Annotated in this window: 18 protein-coding genes; 15 read left to right on the forward strand and 3 right to left on the reverse strand. The window is 72.7% G+C overall.

What is annotated here, in order from left to right:
- The 10 genes from B9O00_RS29990 to B9O00_RS30035 all read left to right on the forward strand — a co-directional run.
- Positions 1-224: transposase (locus B9O00_RS29990; RefSeq protein WP_200808713.1), on the forward strand; the 224-nt coding region annotated here is incomplete at its 5' end.
- Between the two features lie 319 nt (positions 225-543).
- Complete coding sequence (locus tag B9O00_RS29995) at positions 544-957, forward strand: TrbC/VirB2 family protein (protein WP_085126769.1); 414 nt, start codon at positions 544-546, stop codon at positions 955-957.
- Positions 958-1,248: 291 nt separating this feature from the next.
- The gene (locus tag B9O00_RS30000) at positions 1,249-1,578 is read left to right on the forward strand and encodes a hypothetical protein (protein WP_085126771.1); all 330 of its coding nucleotides are present in this window, start codon (positions 1,249-1,251) and stop codon (positions 1,576-1,578) included.
- Between the two features lie 65 nt (positions 1,579-1,643).
- Entirely contained in the window at positions 1,644-4,094 is a 2,451-nt protein-coding gene (locus B9O00_RS30005) for a VirB4 family type IV secretion system protein (RefSeq protein WP_085126773.1), read from the forward strand.
- Positions 4,091-5,149, forward strand: coding sequence for a hypothetical protein (locus B9O00_RS30010; protein ID WP_143596403.1), 1,059 nt, complete (start codon positions 4,091-4,093; stop codon positions 5,147-5,149). The genes B9O00_RS30005 and B9O00_RS30010 overlap by 4 nt, the downstream gene beginning before the upstream one ends.
- Positions 5,149-5,382: a hypothetical protein gene (locus B9O00_RS30015; protein ID WP_085126777.1), complete on the forward strand. Its 234-nt coding sequence runs from the start codon at positions 5,149-5,151 to the stop codon at positions 5,380-5,382. Before B9O00_RS30010 ends, B9O00_RS30015 begins: the two co-directional genes overlap by 1 nt.
- Positions 5,379-6,173 carry a VirB8/TrbF family protein gene (locus B9O00_RS30020; protein WP_085126779.1) on the forward strand — a complete coding sequence of 265 codons (795 nt, stop codon included), beginning with the start codon at positions 5,379-5,381 and terminating at the stop codon, positions 6,171-6,173. Before B9O00_RS30015 ends, B9O00_RS30020 begins: the two co-directional genes overlap by 4 nt.
- 16 nt (positions 6,174-6,189) lie before the next feature.
- The gene (locus tag B9O00_RS30025; protein WP_143596404.1) at positions 6,190-7,524 is read left to right on the forward strand and encodes a TrbG/VirB9 family P-type conjugative transfer protein; all 1,335 of its coding nucleotides are present in this window, start codon (positions 6,190-6,192) and stop codon (positions 7,522-7,524) included.
- A complete protein-coding gene (locus B9O00_RS30030; protein ID WP_085126784.1) occupies positions 7,521-9,005 on the forward strand; it encodes a TraB/TrbI/VirB10 family type IV secretion system protein in 1,485 nt (494 codons plus the stop codon). The genes B9O00_RS30025 and B9O00_RS30030 overlap by 4 nt, the downstream gene beginning before the upstream one ends.
- Positions 8,989-9,246: a DUF2312 domain-containing protein gene (locus tag B9O00_RS30035; protein ID WP_085126786.1), complete on the forward strand. Its 258-nt coding sequence runs from the start codon at positions 8,989-8,991 to the stop codon at positions 9,244-9,246. The genes B9O00_RS30030 and B9O00_RS30035 overlap by 17 nt, the downstream gene beginning before the upstream one ends.
- Positions 9,247-9,391: 145 nt before the next feature.
- Here the strand turns inward: B9O00_RS30035 and B9O00_RS30040 are convergent, their stop codons facing one another.
- The 3 genes from B9O00_RS30040 to B9O00_RS30050 all read right to left on the reverse strand — a co-directional run bounded on the left by B9O00_RS30040 (position 9,392) and on the right by B9O00_RS30050 (position 12,553).
- Positions 9,392-9,760, reverse strand: coding sequence for a hypothetical protein (locus B9O00_RS30040; RefSeq protein ID WP_085126788.1), 369 nt, complete (start codon positions 9,758-9,760; stop codon positions 9,392-9,394).
- Positions 9,757-10,047, reverse strand: coding sequence for a hypothetical protein (locus B9O00_RS30045; protein WP_085126790.1), 291 nt, complete (start codon positions 10,045-10,047; stop codon positions 9,757-9,759). The genes B9O00_RS30040 and B9O00_RS30045 overlap by 4 nt, the downstream gene beginning before the upstream one ends.
- 190 nt (positions 10,048-10,237) lie before the next feature.
- Positions 10,238-12,553: a MobA/MobL family protein gene (locus B9O00_RS30050; protein WP_085126792.1), complete on the reverse strand. Its 2,316-nt coding sequence runs from the start codon at positions 12,551-12,553 to the stop codon at positions 10,238-10,240.
- Positions 12,554-13,125: 572 nt separating this feature from the next.
- Between B9O00_RS30050 and B9O00_RS30060 the strand changes: the two genes are divergently transcribed.
- Genes B9O00_RS30060 through B9O00_RS32830 form a run of 5 tightly spaced genes read left to right on the forward strand, consistent with a single transcriptional unit; the run spans position 13,126 to position 16,935 of the window.
- Positions 13,126-13,428, forward strand: a complete 303-nt coding sequence (locus tag B9O00_RS30060; protein WP_143596405.1) for a hypothetical protein — start codon at positions 13,126-13,128, stop codon at positions 13,426-13,428.
- Positions 13,425-13,817 (forward strand): hypothetical protein, encoded by a 393-nt coding sequence (locus tag B9O00_RS30065; protein WP_085126799.1) that lies wholly within the window; start codon positions 13,425-13,427, stop codon positions 13,815-13,817. The genes B9O00_RS30060 and B9O00_RS30065 overlap by 4 nt, the downstream gene beginning before the upstream one ends.
- Before the next feature lie 22 nt (positions 13,818-13,839).
- A complete protein-coding gene (locus B9O00_RS30070) occupies positions 13,840-14,346 on the forward strand; it encodes a hypothetical protein (RefSeq protein WP_143596406.1) in 507 nt (168 codons plus the stop codon).
- A gap of 13 nt (positions 14,347-14,359) precedes the next feature.
- On the forward strand, positions 14,360-16,000 hold the full coding sequence (locus tag B9O00_RS30075) for a TrbL/VirB6 family protein (protein ID WP_085126803.1): 1,641 nt from the start codon (positions 14,360-14,362) through the stop codon (positions 15,998-16,000).
- The gene (locus B9O00_RS32830) at positions 16,000-16,935 is read left to right on the forward strand and encodes a peptidoglycan-binding domain-containing protein (RefSeq protein ID WP_200808714.1); all 936 of its coding nucleotides are present in this window, start codon (positions 16,000-16,002) and stop codon (positions 16,933-16,935) included. The genes B9O00_RS30075 and B9O00_RS32830 overlap by 1 nt, the downstream gene beginning before the upstream one ends.
- The last annotated feature ends 430 nt before the right edge of the window (positions 16,936-17,365 follow it).

The following is a 17,365-nucleotide window of genomic DNA, read 5'->3' on the forward strand; positions in this document are numbered from 1 at the left end:
CGGGCAGCCGCATGGCCGCCATGGACGCCAAGCTCAGACGCGCCGGCCGGCGCAGCCGATACCGCCTCAGGAAGCAGGTCGTCGAGCCGGTGTTCGGCCAGATCAAGGCGGCCAGGGGCTTCCGCCAGTTCCTGTTGCGCGGATACGCCAAGGTCCGTCACGAGTGGGCCCTCGTCTGCACCGTCCACAACCTCGCAAAGCTCCTCATCGCACGCACCGCCTGACCACCAGACATGCACGGCTCGACAAGCCACCGCCCCCAGCCACCCAGCCGCCCAAACCGCCGCGCCTTTGGCCGGACAGGCTCCTAGCCCGGGCCGCGCGCCGGTGGCGGCTCGATCGGCCGATGTCGTGTGCGCGCCCAGGGCGCCGTCAGCTCGCGCCACCGATGCGACTAATACAACGCATTGAGGCGCTGTTTCACGCGCTTTACACGCGATTTCGGCCGGCGTAGTCTTGCCGGCGGAACAACGCCTGTCTTCCGCGCAGGCGAGGCACCGCCTCGCTCGCGTGGGTTCGTTGCATCGCCGGAGAACTTGCCCCATGCGCCGCTTCGCATCGGCCGAGAGCGAGTCCGCTCGCAGCTCTCGACCCGGAACGCCCCACCGCCTCGGCAAGAGGCTGACCCTCGCCCTGCTCGCCCTCGCCGCCTTCGCCCTCGTGCTCCTGCTACCCGCCCTCGTGCCCGGCGCCGAGCAGGCGCTGGCCGACACGGCGGATCCCTTCTCGACGGTCAAGTCGAAGGGCGCCAGCGGGCTCAACCTGGCGGTTCCGCTCATCCGCCTGCTGGCCGGCGGCGGGATCCTGACCGTCGCCGTGCTCTTCTTCTTCAAGAAGGCGCCCTGGGGCTGGCTGGCCGGAATCGCCTTCGGGCTGCTGCTGCTGCTGATCGGCCCGGAGATCGTGAGCTGGATCACCGAGGGCCAGAGCAGCTTCGGCACGGCGATCGCCGGTTAGCTTGGATTTCTCGGACCGGAAGGAGTCGCCACGTGCGCCATCGATGGACGGGCAAGGAGAAATGCGCAGCGCGATGCGGCGCATCGGGCAAGCGGTTCGACGCAGCCCGTGCGGCGAGGGCGCGCGCCCTACGGGTCGCACCTGACAGGGTCGCCCGCGGCGTCGATGTCCTCGACCGTAGGGCCGGCTACGCTCTTCGGACTTCTCCGGGCGGATCGAGCCTGCCAGATGCGATGGCGGCCGCTTCCGGTCCGAGAAATCCAAGCTAGGCCGGCGACGGGGAGCGCCCCTTTGGCCATCCGCCTGGAAGGCTCGCCGATCCTCTCGGCCGTCGCACTGCCGGGGCACGTCCTCTACGTGCCGCCGGCGCTGTGGGCGGCGAACCTGCTGGTCTCCTTTCTCGTCGCTCTCGTCGCCGGCGCCATCCTGGGCGGCGGGATCCGCTTCGAGTTCCTGCTCGTCGTGGCCGTCGTCGCCCACGTTGTCCTGGCAATCCGCTATCTGCGGGAGCCCTTCGTCGCGCGGCTGTTCACCTGCTACCTGCAGGGCCGGCCGGTCGCTCCCCGGCAGCGTACCCGCTCGCGCGAGCGGCTGCCGGGGGCCGTGCAGCGACTGCACTGAGCCCCGCCGGCGACCCCTCGCTCCGGGCGCGCCGGCCGGGCCACCTCCGCTGGAGCATCGACACCATGAGCATCGACGCCCTGCAGCAACTGGTCGACAACCTGGGCCCCTCGGAGCTCTCGAAAGGCGTCGTCGCCTTCGGCTCCACGGTCGCCCTCGGATTGCTCGGCAGCCTCGCCGTGCCGGCCCTGCGCCGTCGGGCGCTGCCCCGGATCACGGAAACCAGGCTGATCGACTACCTGCCGTTCGCAGAGCCTCTCGAGGACGGCGTGACGCTGCGCTGCAAGGACGGCGCGCTCTCGATCATGCTCGCCATCCCCGGCGCGCCCACGGCCGCGATGGAGCGCCAGGAGCTCTTCCAGCTGCGTGCGGCGCGGCAGGCGTGGATCGAGAGCCTGCAGGCCTCGGGCGTGACGACCCGCGTGTTCGCCCAGAGGAGGCTGCGGCGCCTGCCCATCGCGGAGGGCGCCGGCCATCCTGCCCGGGCGCGGCTCATGCGCGCCTACAATCGCCGGTTCCTGCGCAGCTACGAGACGCATTTCCGGGCCGTTCTCACGGTTCCCGGCGACGACGACCGGGCCCGGCAACGCCTGAACGAGGCTCTGAGGACGAGCTGCGAGATCCTTACCCGCTACCACGCGCGCGCACTGGCGCTCGAGGAGGGCGCCCTCGAGTTCTGGGCCTATCTCCTCAATCCCGCAAACCTCGACCAGGACGGCAACGCCGTGGTCGGCCGGGAGCGCCATGCGCTCGACGAGGCGCTCTACGGCGGCGCCATAGACCTTCACCGGGACAGCGGGCTCCTCGAGTTCCACGGCGGCGAGGCCCCGCGCTACGCCCGCCTGATCGGAATCCAGCGTCCGGGCCGGCAGTCGAGCGAAGCGCTGCTCGCCGACCTGCTGGCCCTGGAGGCGGAGATCACCGTCTGCCAGCAGGTCGTCGTCATTCCCGACGGCGAGGCCGAGCTGATGGTCAAGCGCAAGGGCGACCAGGCTGCATCGGTCGTGTGGGCGAGCAACGGCGAGCAGTTCGGCGCGGCGCTTCGCCTGCTCGCCTCCGGTTCCGAGCAGCAGCAGAAGCTCTGCCGCTACCAGCTGACCGTGCTCGCGATCGCGGACTCGCCCGAGGAGCTCGAGGAAGCCGAGACGGCCATCCGGCGTGTCCTGGCGAGCCACCAGGTTCGACCGATCACCGAGACCCTCTGTGCGGGGCCGACCTTCTTCTCGCTGCTGCCGACCTTCGACGAGCGGCCGCGCGAGACCCACCTCTTCAGCGCGAACGTGGCCGACCTCGTCGCCTTCGAGCAACCCTCCCAGGGCCTCGCCCGCTGCGACTGGGGGCCTTCGCCCGTCGCCCTGCTGCCGACCGCCGAGGGCGGCGCCTACGGCTTCGCCTTCCACACGAGCGAGGAGCGCGAGGCGCCCGGGCATACGATCGTCTTCGGGCCGACCGGAGCCGGCAAGACGACGGCCCTCACCTTTCTCGCGACCGCCGCCCTCGAGCGCTTTGCGGACCTGCGCGTCTTCTACCTCGATCGCGGCTACTCGGCGCTCACCTGGGCACTGAGGTACGGGGCACGCTACATCACCTTCTCAGGCCCGCTCGGCCCGGGCGTCCAGGCCGCGCGCCTCCAGCCCTTCCAGCAGCGGCTGGACGGGTCGAGCCGCCAGCATCTCTCGATGCTGCTTCGCCTCATGGCCGGCGGCGAGGACGAGACCCTGGCGATGATCGACCGCGCCATGCAGACGCTCGCCACCCTCGATCCCGCGGATCGGAGGATCGAGGTCCTCGCCGAAGCCTGCTTCCCGCCGGGCAGCGACGCGAGGCGGCGTCTGGAGCGGTGGATCGGCGACGGCCCCTACGGCGGCGTCTTCGCTTCCGGCACCGACTTCGAGCTCGGCCAGGACCGGGCCTTCGCCATAGACCTCTCGACCGCGCTCGCAGATCCCGACCTGGCGGCGCCGATCGTCGAGGAGATCTTCTGGCGGATCGACCAGGTCGCGGCCGCGACCGGCGACCCGACCCTGGTCATCGTCGACGAGTGCCGCTCGATGCTCGAGCATCCGATCTTTCGAGCCGAGTTCGTGCGCCGCCTGCGCGAGGGCCGGCGCAAGCGCCAGGTCATCTGCGCCTGCTTCCAGGATCCGCGCTCCCTCGAGGGCTTCGGGCCGGCGTTCGCCTCGGACGTCCGCACCAACGCCCCGACCCACCTCTTTTTCCGGTCCCGGCGCACGCGCGAGGACGACTTCGCGAGCTGGGGCCTCACCGAGGGCGAGCAGGACTTCCTGCGCGGCGACGGCCCGACGGCCCACCTCTCCCACGCCATGCTCGTCCGGAAGGAAGAGGCCGGCGACTCGGTCGTGATCGACCTCAACCTCTCGGGCATCGGACAGGAGCTCGGTTTCTTCGCCGGCGGGGACAAGAGCCGCCGGCGAGCGCTGGCCTGCTACGCGTGCCATGGCGAGGCCGCCTGGGCGGAGCAGTACCTGCTGCAGATGCAAGGAGACACCCCATGACGACGCGATCGAGGACCACCGCGGTCCGCTTCGTCGCCTTCCGGCCCCTCGCCGCCGACCACGGAGCCCGGGGCCTTCGCGGGCGGCGGCGCCGGAGCGGCCGCCGCGGGCCGTGGCGACGTTTGCGCCTGCCGGCGGCGGGTTTCGCCGTCACTCTCGCCGTGCTCGCCTCGAACAGCGTCACGGTGCAGGCCTTCTTCGGAGGCCTCGGCCAGATCGTCAACGATCCGACCAACAGGATCGAGCTCGTGGCGATGCAGAGCCTGCAGTCCGACCAGCTGCAGCGGCTCTTCGAGCTGCTGACCTCGACCGACCGCCTTCGCAGCGCGGTCGGCGCGGAAGGACCGATCGGCAGCCTCTTCAAGTTCGCCGACCTGCTGCCGGGCGGCGTCGCCTCCTGGACCGACCTCGTGGCCAGCCAGCGGGCGACGCCGACGGCGGCCGCGACGGTCGCCGCGATGAACCGCCTGGTGGACGGCTCGCCCCGGTCCCCCGAGGCCCTGAGGGCGGTGCTGGACCAGGCGATCGGCAGCGTCGTCGGCGAGGCGGGCCAGCTCCTGGGCGGCAAGGCCTCGGGCCTGCTGTCGGGCGCCGGGCAGGTCGTGACCCTGGCGGCCGCCGCCCCCTACTCGGCGATCCCCGACGACCTCGCCGGCGACCTGCCGGCGGACCTCTTCGACAGCGCGGGCTCGGCCATCGCGTTCTCGGCGGCGACCTATGCGCCGGCGGCGCAGCCGCGCACCTACGAGGGCCAGGTCGAGGTCGCGCAGCGCCTGCGCCGCGAGCTGTCCATGGCGGCCGTCGACGCCCACGGCCTTGCGCTCAACGGCCTGCAGGCCAGCTCGCTCGCTGCCTCGCGCCTCGACGGCCTGCGGAAGGCGGGCGCCGAGGCGACCGACCTGCGCGGCCAGATGGCCTCGCTGCAGGACGCCTTGATCCTGCTCATCGAGGAGCAGGTCGCCACCCGCGCGCTCGTCGCCGCGCAGCTGCGCCTCGAGGCCGCGAGGGAGCTCCAGCGGCAGCCGGCCGAATCGCTCGCGGCGGAGACCAAGTGATGCGCGCCGCCTTGCTCGCAGCCTGCCTGCTGCTCGCCGGATGCAGCGCCCTGCCGAGCGAAGACCGGCCGCTCGGGGCCGGTGAGAGCGATGCCGCGCCGCTTCCCAGCCCCTGTGCCTGCCGGGAGCTCCCGCAGCACTGGGAAAAGGCCATGCTTCTGCAGGACGTCAGGATCCCGCTCGCCCGGCCGCGGGTCGCGAGCCGGGCGAGCGGCGCGGCGGCGCTCGCGTGAGCGCGATCCGGAGCCTCGCCCGCGATCGCGGGACTTCGCCGCCGCGCTGGCCCTGGCGCGGCATGGCGCGTCAGGCGCACCCGGCCGCGAGCGCGGGCGATCTCCCCGCGCCTGCCGCTCTGGGGCCGGACCTGCCCGGCCGGCACGACACCGGCCACGCCTACCGGCGGCTCGACAAGACCAACCGCATCCTCGCCTTCCTCCTGGTCGGCTCCTGGGCGGTCAACGCCCTGCTGGCGACCGGCTACTTCATCCTCTTGCCTCTGAAGCAGGTCGAGCCGTGGCTCCTGACCGTCAGCCCCGAATCAAAGCAGGTCGTGACGGTCGAGCCGCTGCACCGCGATCTCGACGCCTGGCAGGCCGCGACGACCCAGTGGGTCGCCCAGTGGGTCACCCAGCGCCATACGGTGCTGCCGGACCGCGGGCATACCGAAGCGCGGCTCAAATGGCTCTACCTGCGCTCGGTGGAAAAGCCCGTCTACGAGGACATCGAGAGCCCGGAGGAGAAGCGCTTCACGCTCGACATGATCCGGCGCGGCGGCAGTCGCACGGTCAAGATCGAGAGCGTCTCGCGGGTCGCCGAGGACTTCTACCTGGTGAACTTCGAGACCCAGGACTCCTTCCCTCACCAGACCGAGGTCCAGCGGTCGCGCTGGACCGCCACCGTGCGCATCGCCTTCCGGCCCGTCGACTATGCGCGCGGCGAGATCCAGTCGGGCGAGGCGCGCGACCGCCTGCTCAGCTTCGGGTTCACCGTCGTCGACTACACCGTGCAGCCCTCTCTTACCTGACCACGGGGGTCCAGTCTTGGAACGCCGCAAGCCGCTCTGCCGACCCGGTGCCGCGATCGCCCTCGGCGCTGTCCAGGCCCTGTCTCTGCTGGCGCTGTCCCTCCTGGTCCTGGCGCTCGCCGGTCCGGCGCAGGCCCAGAGCATCCCCCCGAGCGTGACGGCGGGCGGCGCGAACGCCGGCCGCCAGCAGGCGCTCCCGCCGCAACCCAGCATCGTCAACCAGCTCTCGCAGCCCTCAGCCGGCCAGGGGGCCGCCTACCGCGGCCCGGTCTACCAGGCGCCCCAGTCCCAGGCGCCCCAGTCCCCCGGCATCCGCTCCGGCGGGGCCCAGGCGGCGGCGCCGGTCGTTGCCCAGGGAGCCTACGCCTCCCAGGCCGGTCCGACCGATCCCTCCTATCAGGGCGCCGTGCCGCCGGGCGTCTTCGTCGGCCCGCTCGACCAGGTGCAGGGCGCCTGGGACGAGCCGGTCGCGGCGCCGGGCCAGATCGCGCCCGGCGTCCGCGTCGCCGCCTGGGCCCCGCAGGACGTCATCCGGCTGCGCGTGCGCGAGTTCATGGTCTCGTCGATCTACCTGCCGCCCTGCGAGGAGATCACCGACATCCTGGTCGGCGATTCCCGCGTCTTCCTCGTGCGCCAGCCTCGCCTGAACCTCGTCACCGTCCAGGTCACCAATCCCGAGGCCGACACCAACCTCGAGATCATTACCCGCAGCGGCATGATCTACTCGTTCTACCTGCGGGCCGAGCCGATCGAGGCCGACCAGCTGCCGGACCTCAAGACGACCGTCACCGCGCCGGGCCTATGCGGGCGGCCGGCAGCCTCGGCCGCGCCAGCCGCGGCCCCGGCATCGGGCTCGGCGCCGGCTCGGGCCAGCCTCGCGCCCTTCGATCCGGCGGCGCTGCGCTTCGACGATCTCGGGATCTTCGTGCAACGGCCGGAAGACGCCGGCGCCGCGCCCCTCAGGGTCTGGCACGATGGGCAGAAGACCTATCTCGACTTCGGCGACCCCGGCGATCGGCCGGGCTTCGTCCTGCCTGCAGTCTTCGAGACGTCGGATGGCGTCGACCGGCCGGTGAACTACTGGCGGGCCGAGACGACGGGACCGCTGGTGCTGGTGGTCGAGGCAGTCGGGAATCTCACCCTCAAGAGCGGCGACCGCGTCGTCTGCATCCGCATGCGCGACGGCTTCCTGCCTGGAACGCCGCTGCCGGGATCCGCCCTGACAGCCGGCGTCGGCGAGCGACGCAGCGCCGATGCCGGCGGGCTTCTGGGGGCACTCGGCCTCGGCGGCGGGTCGCCGGCGCCCGGCTCGGGCGGCGAAACCGCCGCGCCGGGCGAGGTTGGCCGGTGAAGCCCGTCCTCGTCGTCGGGGCGCTCCTCGGCTTGGCAGGCCTGGCGGCCGGCGCGATCTGGCTGCTTCCCGGCAGACCGCCGCCGAAGGCGCCGGCCGAGCTACCGCCCCTCTCCTCGCGCATGTACCAGCTGCCCGATGTCCCGGAACCCGCGCCGCTCGGCGCCCGTCCCGCATTGCACCCGGACGCCCTCAGCTTCGCGGCGCCGGGCACGCAGCAGCTGGTGCTGGCCAACGACGGCGATCGCGAGGTCGCGCTCCAGCGCGTCGTCGCCGGCGGCGACGCCCGGGTGATCCGGGAAGAGGCCAGCCCGGCAGCCGCCGCCGGCGACGTCCGCATCCCGGCCTTCTCAGTGCGTGCCGGCCAGGGCTGCAGCCTCATTCCGGCCGGCGGCAGCTGCTCGATCGACGTCGACTACGTCCCGGCCGAGGCGGGCCGTCACGAAGGCGAGATCGTGCTGCTCTTCGCCCTGCCCGCGGCTTCGGTCGGCGGCTCGCAGACGACCGGTTCCGGCAAGGCACAGAGCGGCCGCGATGCGGCGGGGCAGGAGCCGGCTCGGCGTTCCGCGCCCGCCGGGGCACCGCAGCCGCTCGAGGCGAAGCTGGCCGGGACCTATCGTCCGGCGCCGGCGCCGGTCGCGCCCGCGCCGGCGCCGGCCTTGCCGCGCTTCGACGCCTACAGCTGGCGCTACGAGCAGCCACGCCACGATCCCAGCATGGCGCGCCGCTACCCAACCGACGTCGGATCGAATCCGCTCGCCGCCGGCTACGTCGATGCGCCGAGTGTCGCGGGAAGCGACCCGGGCGATCGCTCGCGGCTGCTGACCACCGACCGCAGCATTCCGGCGACTCTGGCGAGCGGCATCGAAAGCGAGATCCCCGGCCGGGTGCTGGCCACGGTGGATCGCGACGTCTGGAGCGCCGACGGCAGCCGGATCCTGATCCCCGCGGGCTCGCGCCTGGTCGGCCGTCACGGCGTGCTCGCCGCCCAGGGCGCCCGGCGGCTGCCGATCGCTTGGGAGAGGATCATCAGGCCAGACGGCCAGCACCTCATGATGTCCTTCGACACGGCCGACGAGGCGGGCCGTGCCGGTGCGACCGGCTACCTCGACAATCGCTTCCTCGAGCGCTTCGGGGCCGCGCTCGTCACCAGCCTGGTCGGCGCCGCTGTCGGCGCCGGCAGCGCGGTCGCCGAAGGCACGGTCGAGATCTCAGGCCAGGGCAACACCACAATCGTCCAGCGGGATCCCACGGCCGCCGCCGCCCAGGGCGCGGCGAAGGGCCTCAACGACGGCCTCAAGCCGATCACCGACCTGCTCGTGCAGGAAGCCGCGGCCATCAAGCCGATCCTGCGGATACCCGGCGGCACCCGCATCATCGTCCAGCCGAGCCAGGACCTGGTGCTGCGGCCCCTGCCCGCGGCCTCCTCCTATCCCGCAACCGCCATCGAAGGGAGATCCGTGGATGCCGAGAGATGGTGACATCGGCGGAGTCGCGGCCGAAAGGCTGCGCACCTTCGTCGAACGAATCGAGCGCCTCGAAGAAGAGAAGGCGGCGCTCGCGAACGACGTTCGGGAGGTCTATTCGGAGGCCAAGGCGGCCGGCTTCGACACCAAGATCATGCGACAGGTGATCAAGCTGAGGAAGATGGACCAGAGCGATCGCCAGGAGCAGGAAGCCCTGCTCGACCTCTACAAGGCGGCGGTCGGATTGTCCGACTAGAGCGCGAGCCACCGGTCGCCCGGTCTCGAACCCTGACGCATCAGGCTCTGACCGCGGCCCTCCCGGCGTGACGCTCCGGCGCCCGGGGCGGCGACCGGCGCCGTCCAGGCCGGCGGGCCGATTCCCGGTCAGCAGATCGCGGCGATCAGCCCGCCGGCGGTCCCGCCGTGATCCGGAGCGCGATCCCCTGCGGCAGCCGCTCCCAGAGACGCCGCGCCACCGCCCGCTGGGCCCCGACGCAGGGCCAGCCCATCCGCCGGGCCGCTTCGTCGTCGCCGGCCAGCGCGTAGCAAAGCTCGGCCGGCCGGCCGTCTCGCTCCCAGGCGAGGAGGCAGCTCTCAGCCGCCGCCTCCTGCCGGCCGGCCAGCGCCCGAAGCTCGGACAGGATACCCGGCCTGGTCGGCTTCCGGCCCGCGCTCCAGCTCTTCAGCGTGTCGAGACGCACAGCGAGGTACTCCGCCGCCTCGCGCTGGGAGAGGCCGCAGGCCTGCAGCGCGATCGCGAGCAGGCTCACGCCCGGCCGGCGTCTGCGTATCCCACCGCGTCGGCCACGGCCTGCAGGTGGGGATCGCAGTCGACCCCGCCGATGCGCCAGCTGCCGTCGACCAGGGCATCGTGACGGGCGCAGAGGGCGACCCCGAGGGCCCGCATCTCCGCTTCGTCGATCGCATCGCAGATCGCATCGTAGAGCGGCGGCGCCGGATCCTCCCCGAAGTCGGCGAGGAGGACACGCACGTTCGCGCGGACGATCTGGCCGATGGTCGCCGTCGGCTCGACGGCATCACTCGCAAGGTGAGTCATGATGTCAGGCCCTTCTGCCTCCTGCAGCGGGCCTGCGCTTTGCGCCCCGCCGCGTCGTGATCCGACGGTACACCGTTGGTGTACCGTGTCAAGTCCCGACCGCCGCGCCCGTCCGCCGCGCCCGTCCGCCGCGCCCGACCGCCGGGCCCGTCCAGCCGAGGCAGGACCTGATGCGGGCAAAGGCGGCGGGCTACCGCTGAGGGCCGTCGCGCCGGCGCTGGCTATCGGAGCCGGCGTCCCTGGGCCGGCGCGGTCGTCGCACGGGAACGAACGGCCGGCCGTCACCGTCCCTTCGCACGCCCAGGCCGTCCTGCCTCAGACGCCCGGCGATGGCGGCCGCGCGCGCGGGAAGGGATGCCTCCAGGCGATGGCGCTCGCGGCTCGCGTCGAGGAAGCGATTGCGAAGCTCGCCGGGTCCGGCCGGGGCCTCGGCCGTGTGAGCGCTCACGCCGCGGCCGGCAGCGGTCAACTCGAGCAGCGCCTGGCCGTCCCGCGCGGCCTGCCGGCGCAACGCCGCGCCGAGGGCGAAGCGAAGGGCGATCGCAAGCAGGCGGCTCTCCTCGAACCGCGACCCGGCGGTCTCCGGCACCCGCTCCAGAAGCCGGCGCAACGCCGAGACGCCGGACCGGTCGAGGCGCCGATTTCTCGCAGCCAGCTCCGCGGCCCATCGGGCCGCGGCCGCTCCCGCGCCGCCGGTCGACGAGCCGTCGCGGTCGTCGCCGCCCGCGGGGCGATGCCCTACGGCAGTGGCGAGCAGGCCTCGGCCCTCTGCCTCTGCCCTTGCCGCTGCCGCAAGGTCCGTCTCCACGCGGGCGGCGAGGCGCCGCGCCTCCCGGTCGCGCGCCAGCTTGTCGGCCTCCAGCCACGCGCGGCGCGCCGCTTCTTCCTCGGCGATCAGCTGCGCCAGGCGTCTCAACGACCCGGCGGTGTCGAGCCGCTCGACGCTTCGCGTCAATCTCTCGAGGATCTCCGCCGGCGCGGCCTCGCGCCCCGGCGCAGACCGTGCCCCCGCCGAAGCTCCCGCCGTCGAGCGCGGAGCCGTCCGCGCACCCTGCCCGGCTGCGGGAGCGCTGCCCGTCTTGGAGATGCGGTCGTCCGGCATCTGACCGCCGGCCGCGACCGGACGGAGCTGCGAGAGCGCCGCCTCGAAGAACCGACGGCGCCTGGGGTCGCGGCTGCGGCGACGGCCCCGTTCGGCCCAGGCCAGCCGGCGCTTCGCGAAATGCGCCGCGCCGCTTCCCTGCCTGCCGCCGGCCGGTGCCTGCACGAGCCGGCCGGCGGCAAGGGTCGCCTCTTCCAGCGCCTCGGCCGTTGCCTCGCCGCGCCGTCGCTCGGCCGCTGCCGGCATCCCCTCGAGCGCGGGCAGCTGCGCGACAAGATCGGTCGCGGATCGCAGGAACCGGCGCGCACGGCCGCACTCCACCGCATGCCGCCAGTCCCACTCGCGCCTCCGGTTCTCCTCCCCGAGCGCGGTCGGCTCGCCCGCCCGCTCAAGGTTCGTCAACGACCGGCCGAGGTGATAGGTCGGCTGCTTGGCGAGCCCGGCGTCCCGGTAGGAGCGCGGGTCGTAGACCCGGGGAGGAGCGATGCCGGACTCGGCAGACTGGCCGAGGATCTCGTCGTTGACGATCTCCGCGAAACGGCGCCGGAGCGCCGCCACGAACCGGGATGTCTGGACCTCGCGGTCCTTCAGACGAGCGAAGCGCCACGCGCCGTCGGCGTCCTGCTCGGCCGGTCGATCGTGAAACAGGAGGTGGGCGTGGACGTTGCGGGGGTCGCTGCCTGCGGCGACCTCCGGCTGGTGTACGACGCCCCACCACCCGAGGCCGCGCTTTGCGAGCTCGGCGCCGAGGGACGACACGATCCGGCGCTGTCGTTCCGGCGCCAGCCAATGCGGCAGCTCCGCGATCAGGCGCGATTGCACGCGCGCGTCGCTCCTGCGTTCCTGTCGCTCGACAGCGGCCCAGAAGCCGACGCGCTCCTGCGCGCTGGCGCCGAGATTTCCGAGTGAGATGGCGCCGGCCGCGTCCTCGAGCAACTCGCCTTTCCGATCGGCGGTGTCGAGCCGCTCGACGTAGCGCTGCATGCGCACCGCCGGCCCGTCGAACGCACCGGCAGATCCGGTCCCTGCACTCGCCAGGCGTCGCGCCGTCCGCTCAGCGCCTCTAGGAGAGCGGCCGTCCGCCCGCCGGCCGTGGCTGGTCAACGCGAAGTGGAAGCTCGTGCTCGGCAGCGAGCCCAGAGAGTGGCCGGGCGACCGCGGCGCAGCGATCTGGGCGGCGGCGCTGCCCTGCCCGCTCGCGCCGCGTGCCAGCGCCGGTCGGCTCGACGCCGGCCGGCGTGCTTGGCCCAGCCTCGGCGGGATCGCGACGCGAAGGCGGCCGGACCCCTTCAGCATCAGCAGAATGGCGAGCGTCTCCGCGCCGGAATCCTCATCCAGCCGCCCCTTGCCGCCGCCGCCGAGCAGCCAGTCCCTCTCGTCGAAGAAGGGGCGCGGCCTCGCCATCCACAGCTCCCATCAGCAACCGTCCGCGCGAGCCGCATTCCGGATGAATGCGGTATTGCGCCTGCGGTCGATCTTATCAGACCTCTCGCAGGTAGTTGCGTTGTTTTTCCGACAAGGACGCGCGATATCAGTTGTATTGTCTGCAGCAACGCGGCAGAGTTCCGGTGGAACAAGGCTTATCCTCGCGAAACTTGTCCCCGACTTCGATCGGGGAGCGGGGGCCTGCCCTCGATCGCCGACGAGGGCGGAAGACACGCGCGATCGAAGACCTCGAGACCGTGCCGCGGCTTCGAGGTCCCGGTGCGCCGGAGACAGGCCGGCAGTCTGCTGATGTCCAAGCGGGCCGGCCGCCTTCGCGGAGTGACGACATGGTTCACGAGACACAACTCGGCCGTCGACCCTCAGCGGCCGTCCCAGCGGAGGCCGCTGCTCCCGGCCAGGCGACGGATCAGCCTGCGGCGCAGACAGCTCCGGCGCGGGCACCTGCGCGGGAGCAGCGCGGGGGCGGTCACGACGACCCCGCGGAGCACCGCCTGGCCGGCGCGCTGCGTCGTGCGAACGAGCGTCTCGAAGTGCTGGAGCGCAAGGAACACGAACGGCTGCAGGCTGTGCGCGAGAGCTATCGGGCACGCAAGGCGAAGGCCCGTGAAGACATAGCGCGCTCGCAGCGCGGTCTCGACGCCTACAAGCAGCAGCGGTTCCAGAACGAGTCGGCGGAACTGGGAAAGCTGCTCGACGACCTCGGCATCCCGCCGGCCGATCTCATGGCGGCGCTGACCGGTCGCGCACCCCTGCCCGCCGGGATCGCCGAGCGGCTCGGCATGGCGAGGGCCGAAGGCGGGCGGGAAGGCGACGGGCGGGGAGACGGCCGGTGAGCCGTGACGACCTCGACGGTTGCCGGCCGCGCCCTCTTCTGCCGCGCACCGAGGCCGCCGTCGCGGCCTTCTCGGAGCGTTGCAGGGCGCTCGGCGAGGCCGTCCAGGCTGTCGCGGGCGAGGTCGGGCGGATCAGCGACGCGGCCCAGGCCGTGGCGCGGGCGCGGCAGCTGACAGCCACTCTGGAGGCGATCCGGGAACAGGCCGCGGACGCGACGGCAGCCGGGTGTCGCGCGCCGGGCGGCTGCCGTGAGCCGGCCTGTCGCGATCGCCTCTCCACGATCCGCGACCTCGCCGGGCACGTGCTCGAGACGCCACCCGACGGGGTGCGGGAGCGCGAGCCGGCCGACCCGGTCGGCCCGTGCTCCAGGCCTGAGCCTCGATCGTGACGTTCTGGAATGGAGGCCGAGCGTGATGGGAAGCGATACCCGCAGCGACCAGGCGACCCGGAAGTATCCGGACCAGGCGACGCTCGTGCGACGGTCCGCGGTCCTGGAGGCCTGCCTCCGCGAGACGATCAAGGTCCTCGAGCGCCGGGAGCTGCATCTCGCGCGCGACGGGATCGAGCTGGATCCGCAGCTGCTGCAGCTGCTCCGCCAGAGCCGGCTGGCGTGCCCGCCGGCTCGCGCACGGCTCGCCGAGAGCCTGCCGAGCTCGCCGCAGCGCAGCCTGGCAGAAGCGCTCTTCGTGCTCGAAGCGTCCCTGCGGCCGCTGCCCGATCTTCTCGCCTCGTCGGTGGCCTTGCGCGAGCCGGACCTGCCCGCTGCCCTGAAGCGGAGGATCCAGAGCTGCCTCTCGCTGATCGAGGCGGCGCTCGGCCCGACCGTCGTCGAGGCGCTCGACGAGGCCGAGGAGGGGCGGACGGCGGCGCCGGACCGGGCCGCGCTGGCTGCCGTTCCGCCGGCGACGAACGAGTAGCGAGGGCGTCGGCGTGGCCCGCACGACAGCGCTCTACCTGGCGCTTGCCGCCATCCTGGTGATGGCGCGGGACGGTGTCGCGGTGCTGGACCACTGGTTGAGGATCGCCAACACCCTCCTGGTCGGCCTGCTCGTCGTGACCAGCCTTCTGGCCCTCGTCGCGTTCCGCATCGTCTCCTGGCCCTGGCTGGAGCGGCGCGTGATCAGGCCGCTCCAGCGTGCCTACCGCGCCGGCCGCATCGCGGAGGCGAAGAGGCGAGGTGCAGGTGCGGCCGGCGCGGTAGGCGACGGAGCGCCGGGGAGCTCCGCCGACGCCGCGATCCAGGCAACCGGGTCCGCGCCCGTTGCCACGCAAGAGTCCGTGCGGCGAAGGCGGAGGGTCCTGCCGGCCGGCCTGATCGCAGCGGCCGCGCTTTCGGGAATGCTGGCGGCTCTCTCTCCGAGCGCCGCCCGCGCGGACGATTCGTCCATCGACGCCTGCGCGAAGATACAGCTGCTTTCCGAGCACAACTACGACTGCGTGCTCTGCCAGTTCGTCTGGCTGGTCCAGGACTTCGCGACGAAGTTCGCCCGCGAAACCCACGCCGCCCTGGCGGCCGTCGTGCCGGATCTGCTGGCGACCGTGTTGCTGCTGCTGATCGTCACCGCCGCAGCCCGGCTTTTCCTTTCGCCCCGGGACGCGGCCCCCATCGCGCGAGACCTCATCCTCCGCCTGCTGCTCGGCTGCGTCATCTTCGCCATCCTGCTCGCCGCGGCGGGCTCGAGCAGCGACGGGGATCCACCGTTCCTCTTCGAGTTCGTCTTCGACCTGCTGCAAGGCACGGCCGTCGACGTCGCACGGCTGGTCATCTCGGTTCCGTTCCAGAAGCTCGGAGTCCAGCCCGTGGTCGCCGCGGTGCGACCGGAGCTCACCGGACCCTACGTCGAGCTCTGGCAGAACGTCGAGGCCGTGCCGATGACACTGGTCCTCGTCGCCGGCGAGCGGATGGACAGCTTCATCTCCGCGGTCGTCTCGTCGTCCTGGATCCCTTGGTTCCTGCTCGCCATCCCCTATCTGTTCGTGCTCGGGGTCTTCGCGGCCTTCATCGTCACCACGATCTTCTACTTCACTGCGATCGCCGCCACCTCGCCGCTGCTGCTGGTCGGCCTGCTCTTCCCCGCGACGCGGGGGCTTGCCGTCGGCGGATTGCGCCTCTGTCTGACCGGGGCGCTGACGGTCGTCTTCGCTTCGGCCGCCATGGGGTTGACGGGCTATGTCCTCGCCTCGTTCCTGCCGGAGCTGGCGCGCCTCGTCGATTGCGCGCAGCCCGTCCAGCCCTGGCTGCCCTGGCCGTTCAGCTTCGTGATCGGCGGCTCCGCGTCGGTCGGTCTCTTCGGTCGGGCATCCTACTGGTTCACGCTGGTGCTCGGCTTCGCCTCGATGATCCTCCATCTGGCTGCGCCGCGGATGGCGGCCAACCTCTCCGGCGCCTCGGACTCCGCCGCCTCCGCCGCCGCCGTGGTCGCGGCGGGCCAGTATCTCACCGCCCGGTCGATCGGCGCGCTCCGCCGCGGTGCGGTGGGCTCGCCCGAGATGACGGGTCAGCTCGGCGGCCTCGCCGGCGCCGGCGTCAACCTGATCATGAACCGCTTCCGGGGCGCGCGCGGGTCATGATGAGGCTCCGCCGCGCCCCGGAAGCGCGCCGGCGGCGTGAGGGCTCACGCTCGCCGGCTCTGCGACCACCCATCCGCCGCGGCGACCCGATCGCCGCCGGGAGCCTGGTCGCTGTCGGCGCCGCGGCGCGCGCCTGGCGATCGGCGCTGCTGCTCGCCGCCCTCGGCTGCGGCGTGCTCACCGGCTGCAGGACACTGGACCTCGCCGGCGCTCTCGCGTTCGACGATGCGGGCCGGGCCCCGGCCTCGATGGCTCCCCCCGCGGCCGACCTGCCGGCCGAGCCGCCGGCGGAGTTCGCCAGGCAGGCAGCGCCGATCGGCGCTGCTATCCCGGCGCGTCAGGACCAGATCGACTATGTGCGGCGGATCCTCGATCCGCTGGTTCCGGCCCCGTCCAGTCCGGCGCCGGCGTCGATCCCGCCGCCGGAGCCGGCGAGCAGCTGGCGGCTGGAGTTCAGGCCGGGATCGGCCGCCCTGCCTCGACTGCCGTCCGGACTCGTCGGCACGCTGCGGCGACGACTGCTCGCCGATCCGCACGCCCGGCTCGTCCTGGTTCCGGTCGCCGGCGGCTCCGGCAAGGCGGCCCGGCTGCTTGCCGCCAACCGGGCCGTCGCGGCGGCCGACACACTCGCCGCCGCCGGCCTGCCCCGGCCGAACACCGCCTCGCCCGCGACGGGCCTGGCGGGGGTCGAGCTCCGCCTCGAGCGCGTGAGCGCAGGCGCTTCATCGCATCGTTCCGTGCCACGAGGCGCCGACCCTCTCGTCCGACGCCTGCAGGAAGCCCTCGTCGCGCGCGGCTTCGATCCGGGGCGGCCCGACGGCCTGCTCGGGCCGCGGACGCGCAAGGCCATACGCAGCGCGGAACGGAGCCTGGGCCTGCCGCTTACCGGCGCGCCAAGCGGAGCCCTGGCCCGTGCCCTCGGCCTGACCCCCTGACCCCCGGTCCCCGGTCTCCTGACCCCTGGGTCGTCGGGCTCTGCGCCACCGGGCTCCGTGGTCCGGGAGCGGTCTCGCGGAGTCGTGCCCGGGCGCTCGTACCGATTCTGCGCGGCACTGTGACGCCCGCCGTGCCGGCTACGCAGAATCGGTACGGCGCCGCTTGGCCGGATAGGGAATCTTCGTACCGATTCTGCGCGCTATGTGGTGGTGCGCCCTGGGGAGGGCACCCAGATCTGGTAACCTCAATGACATGGATCGCTCGACGAGGAATGGGCAGACAGCTGCCGCGGCGCTGCCGGATGTGGTCCGGACTGCCGGCGGCGCGCCGCGTCTCCAGGGACGGCGGACGGCAACGTCGCGCGGCGCGGCAAAATGCCGATATCGGCCTAGCGAATACGTCCGAAATCGCGCCTATATACGGCTATTT

The organism is Tistlia consotensis USBA 355 (assembly GCF_900177295.1).
GTDB classification, from domain to species: Bacteria; Pseudomonadota; Alphaproteobacteria; order Kiloniellales; family DSM-21159; genus Tistlia; species Tistlia consotensis.

Excerpts from the sequence above, each read along its gene's own strand:
- B9O00_RS29995 (WP_085126769.1), top strand. The coding sequence starts at position 544 with ATGCGCCGCTTCGCATCGGCCGAGAGCGAGTCCGCTCGCAGCTCTCGA.
- B9O00_RS30005 (WP_085126773.1), top strand. The coding sequence starts at position 1,644 with ATGAGCATCGACGCCCTGCAGCAACTGGTCGACAACCTGGGCCCCTCG.
- B9O00_RS30010 (WP_143596403.1), top strand. The coding sequence starts at position 4,091 with ATGACGACGCGATCGAGGACCACCGCGGTCCGCTTCGTCGCCTTCCGG.
- B9O00_RS30015 (WP_085126777.1), top strand. The coding sequence starts at position 5,149 with ATGCGCGCCGCCTTGCTCGCAGCCTGCCTGCTGCTCGCCGGATGCAGC.
- B9O00_RS30035 (WP_085126786.1), top strand. The coding sequence starts at position 8,989 with ATGCCGAGAGATGGTGACATCGGCGGAGTCGCGGCCGAAAGGCTGCGC.
- B9O00_RS30045 (WP_085126790.1), bottom strand. The coding sequence starts at position 10,047 with ATGACTCACCTTGCGAGTGATGCCGTCGAGCCGACGGCGACCATCGGC.
- B9O00_RS30050 (WP_085126792.1), bottom strand. The coding sequence starts at position 12,553 with ATGGCGAGGCCGCGCCCCTTCTTCGACGAGAGGGACTGGCTGCTCGGC.
- B9O00_RS32830 (WP_200808714.1), top strand. The coding sequence starts at position 16,000 with ATGAGGCTCCGCCGCGCCCCGGAAGCGCGCCGGCGGCGTGAGGGCTCA.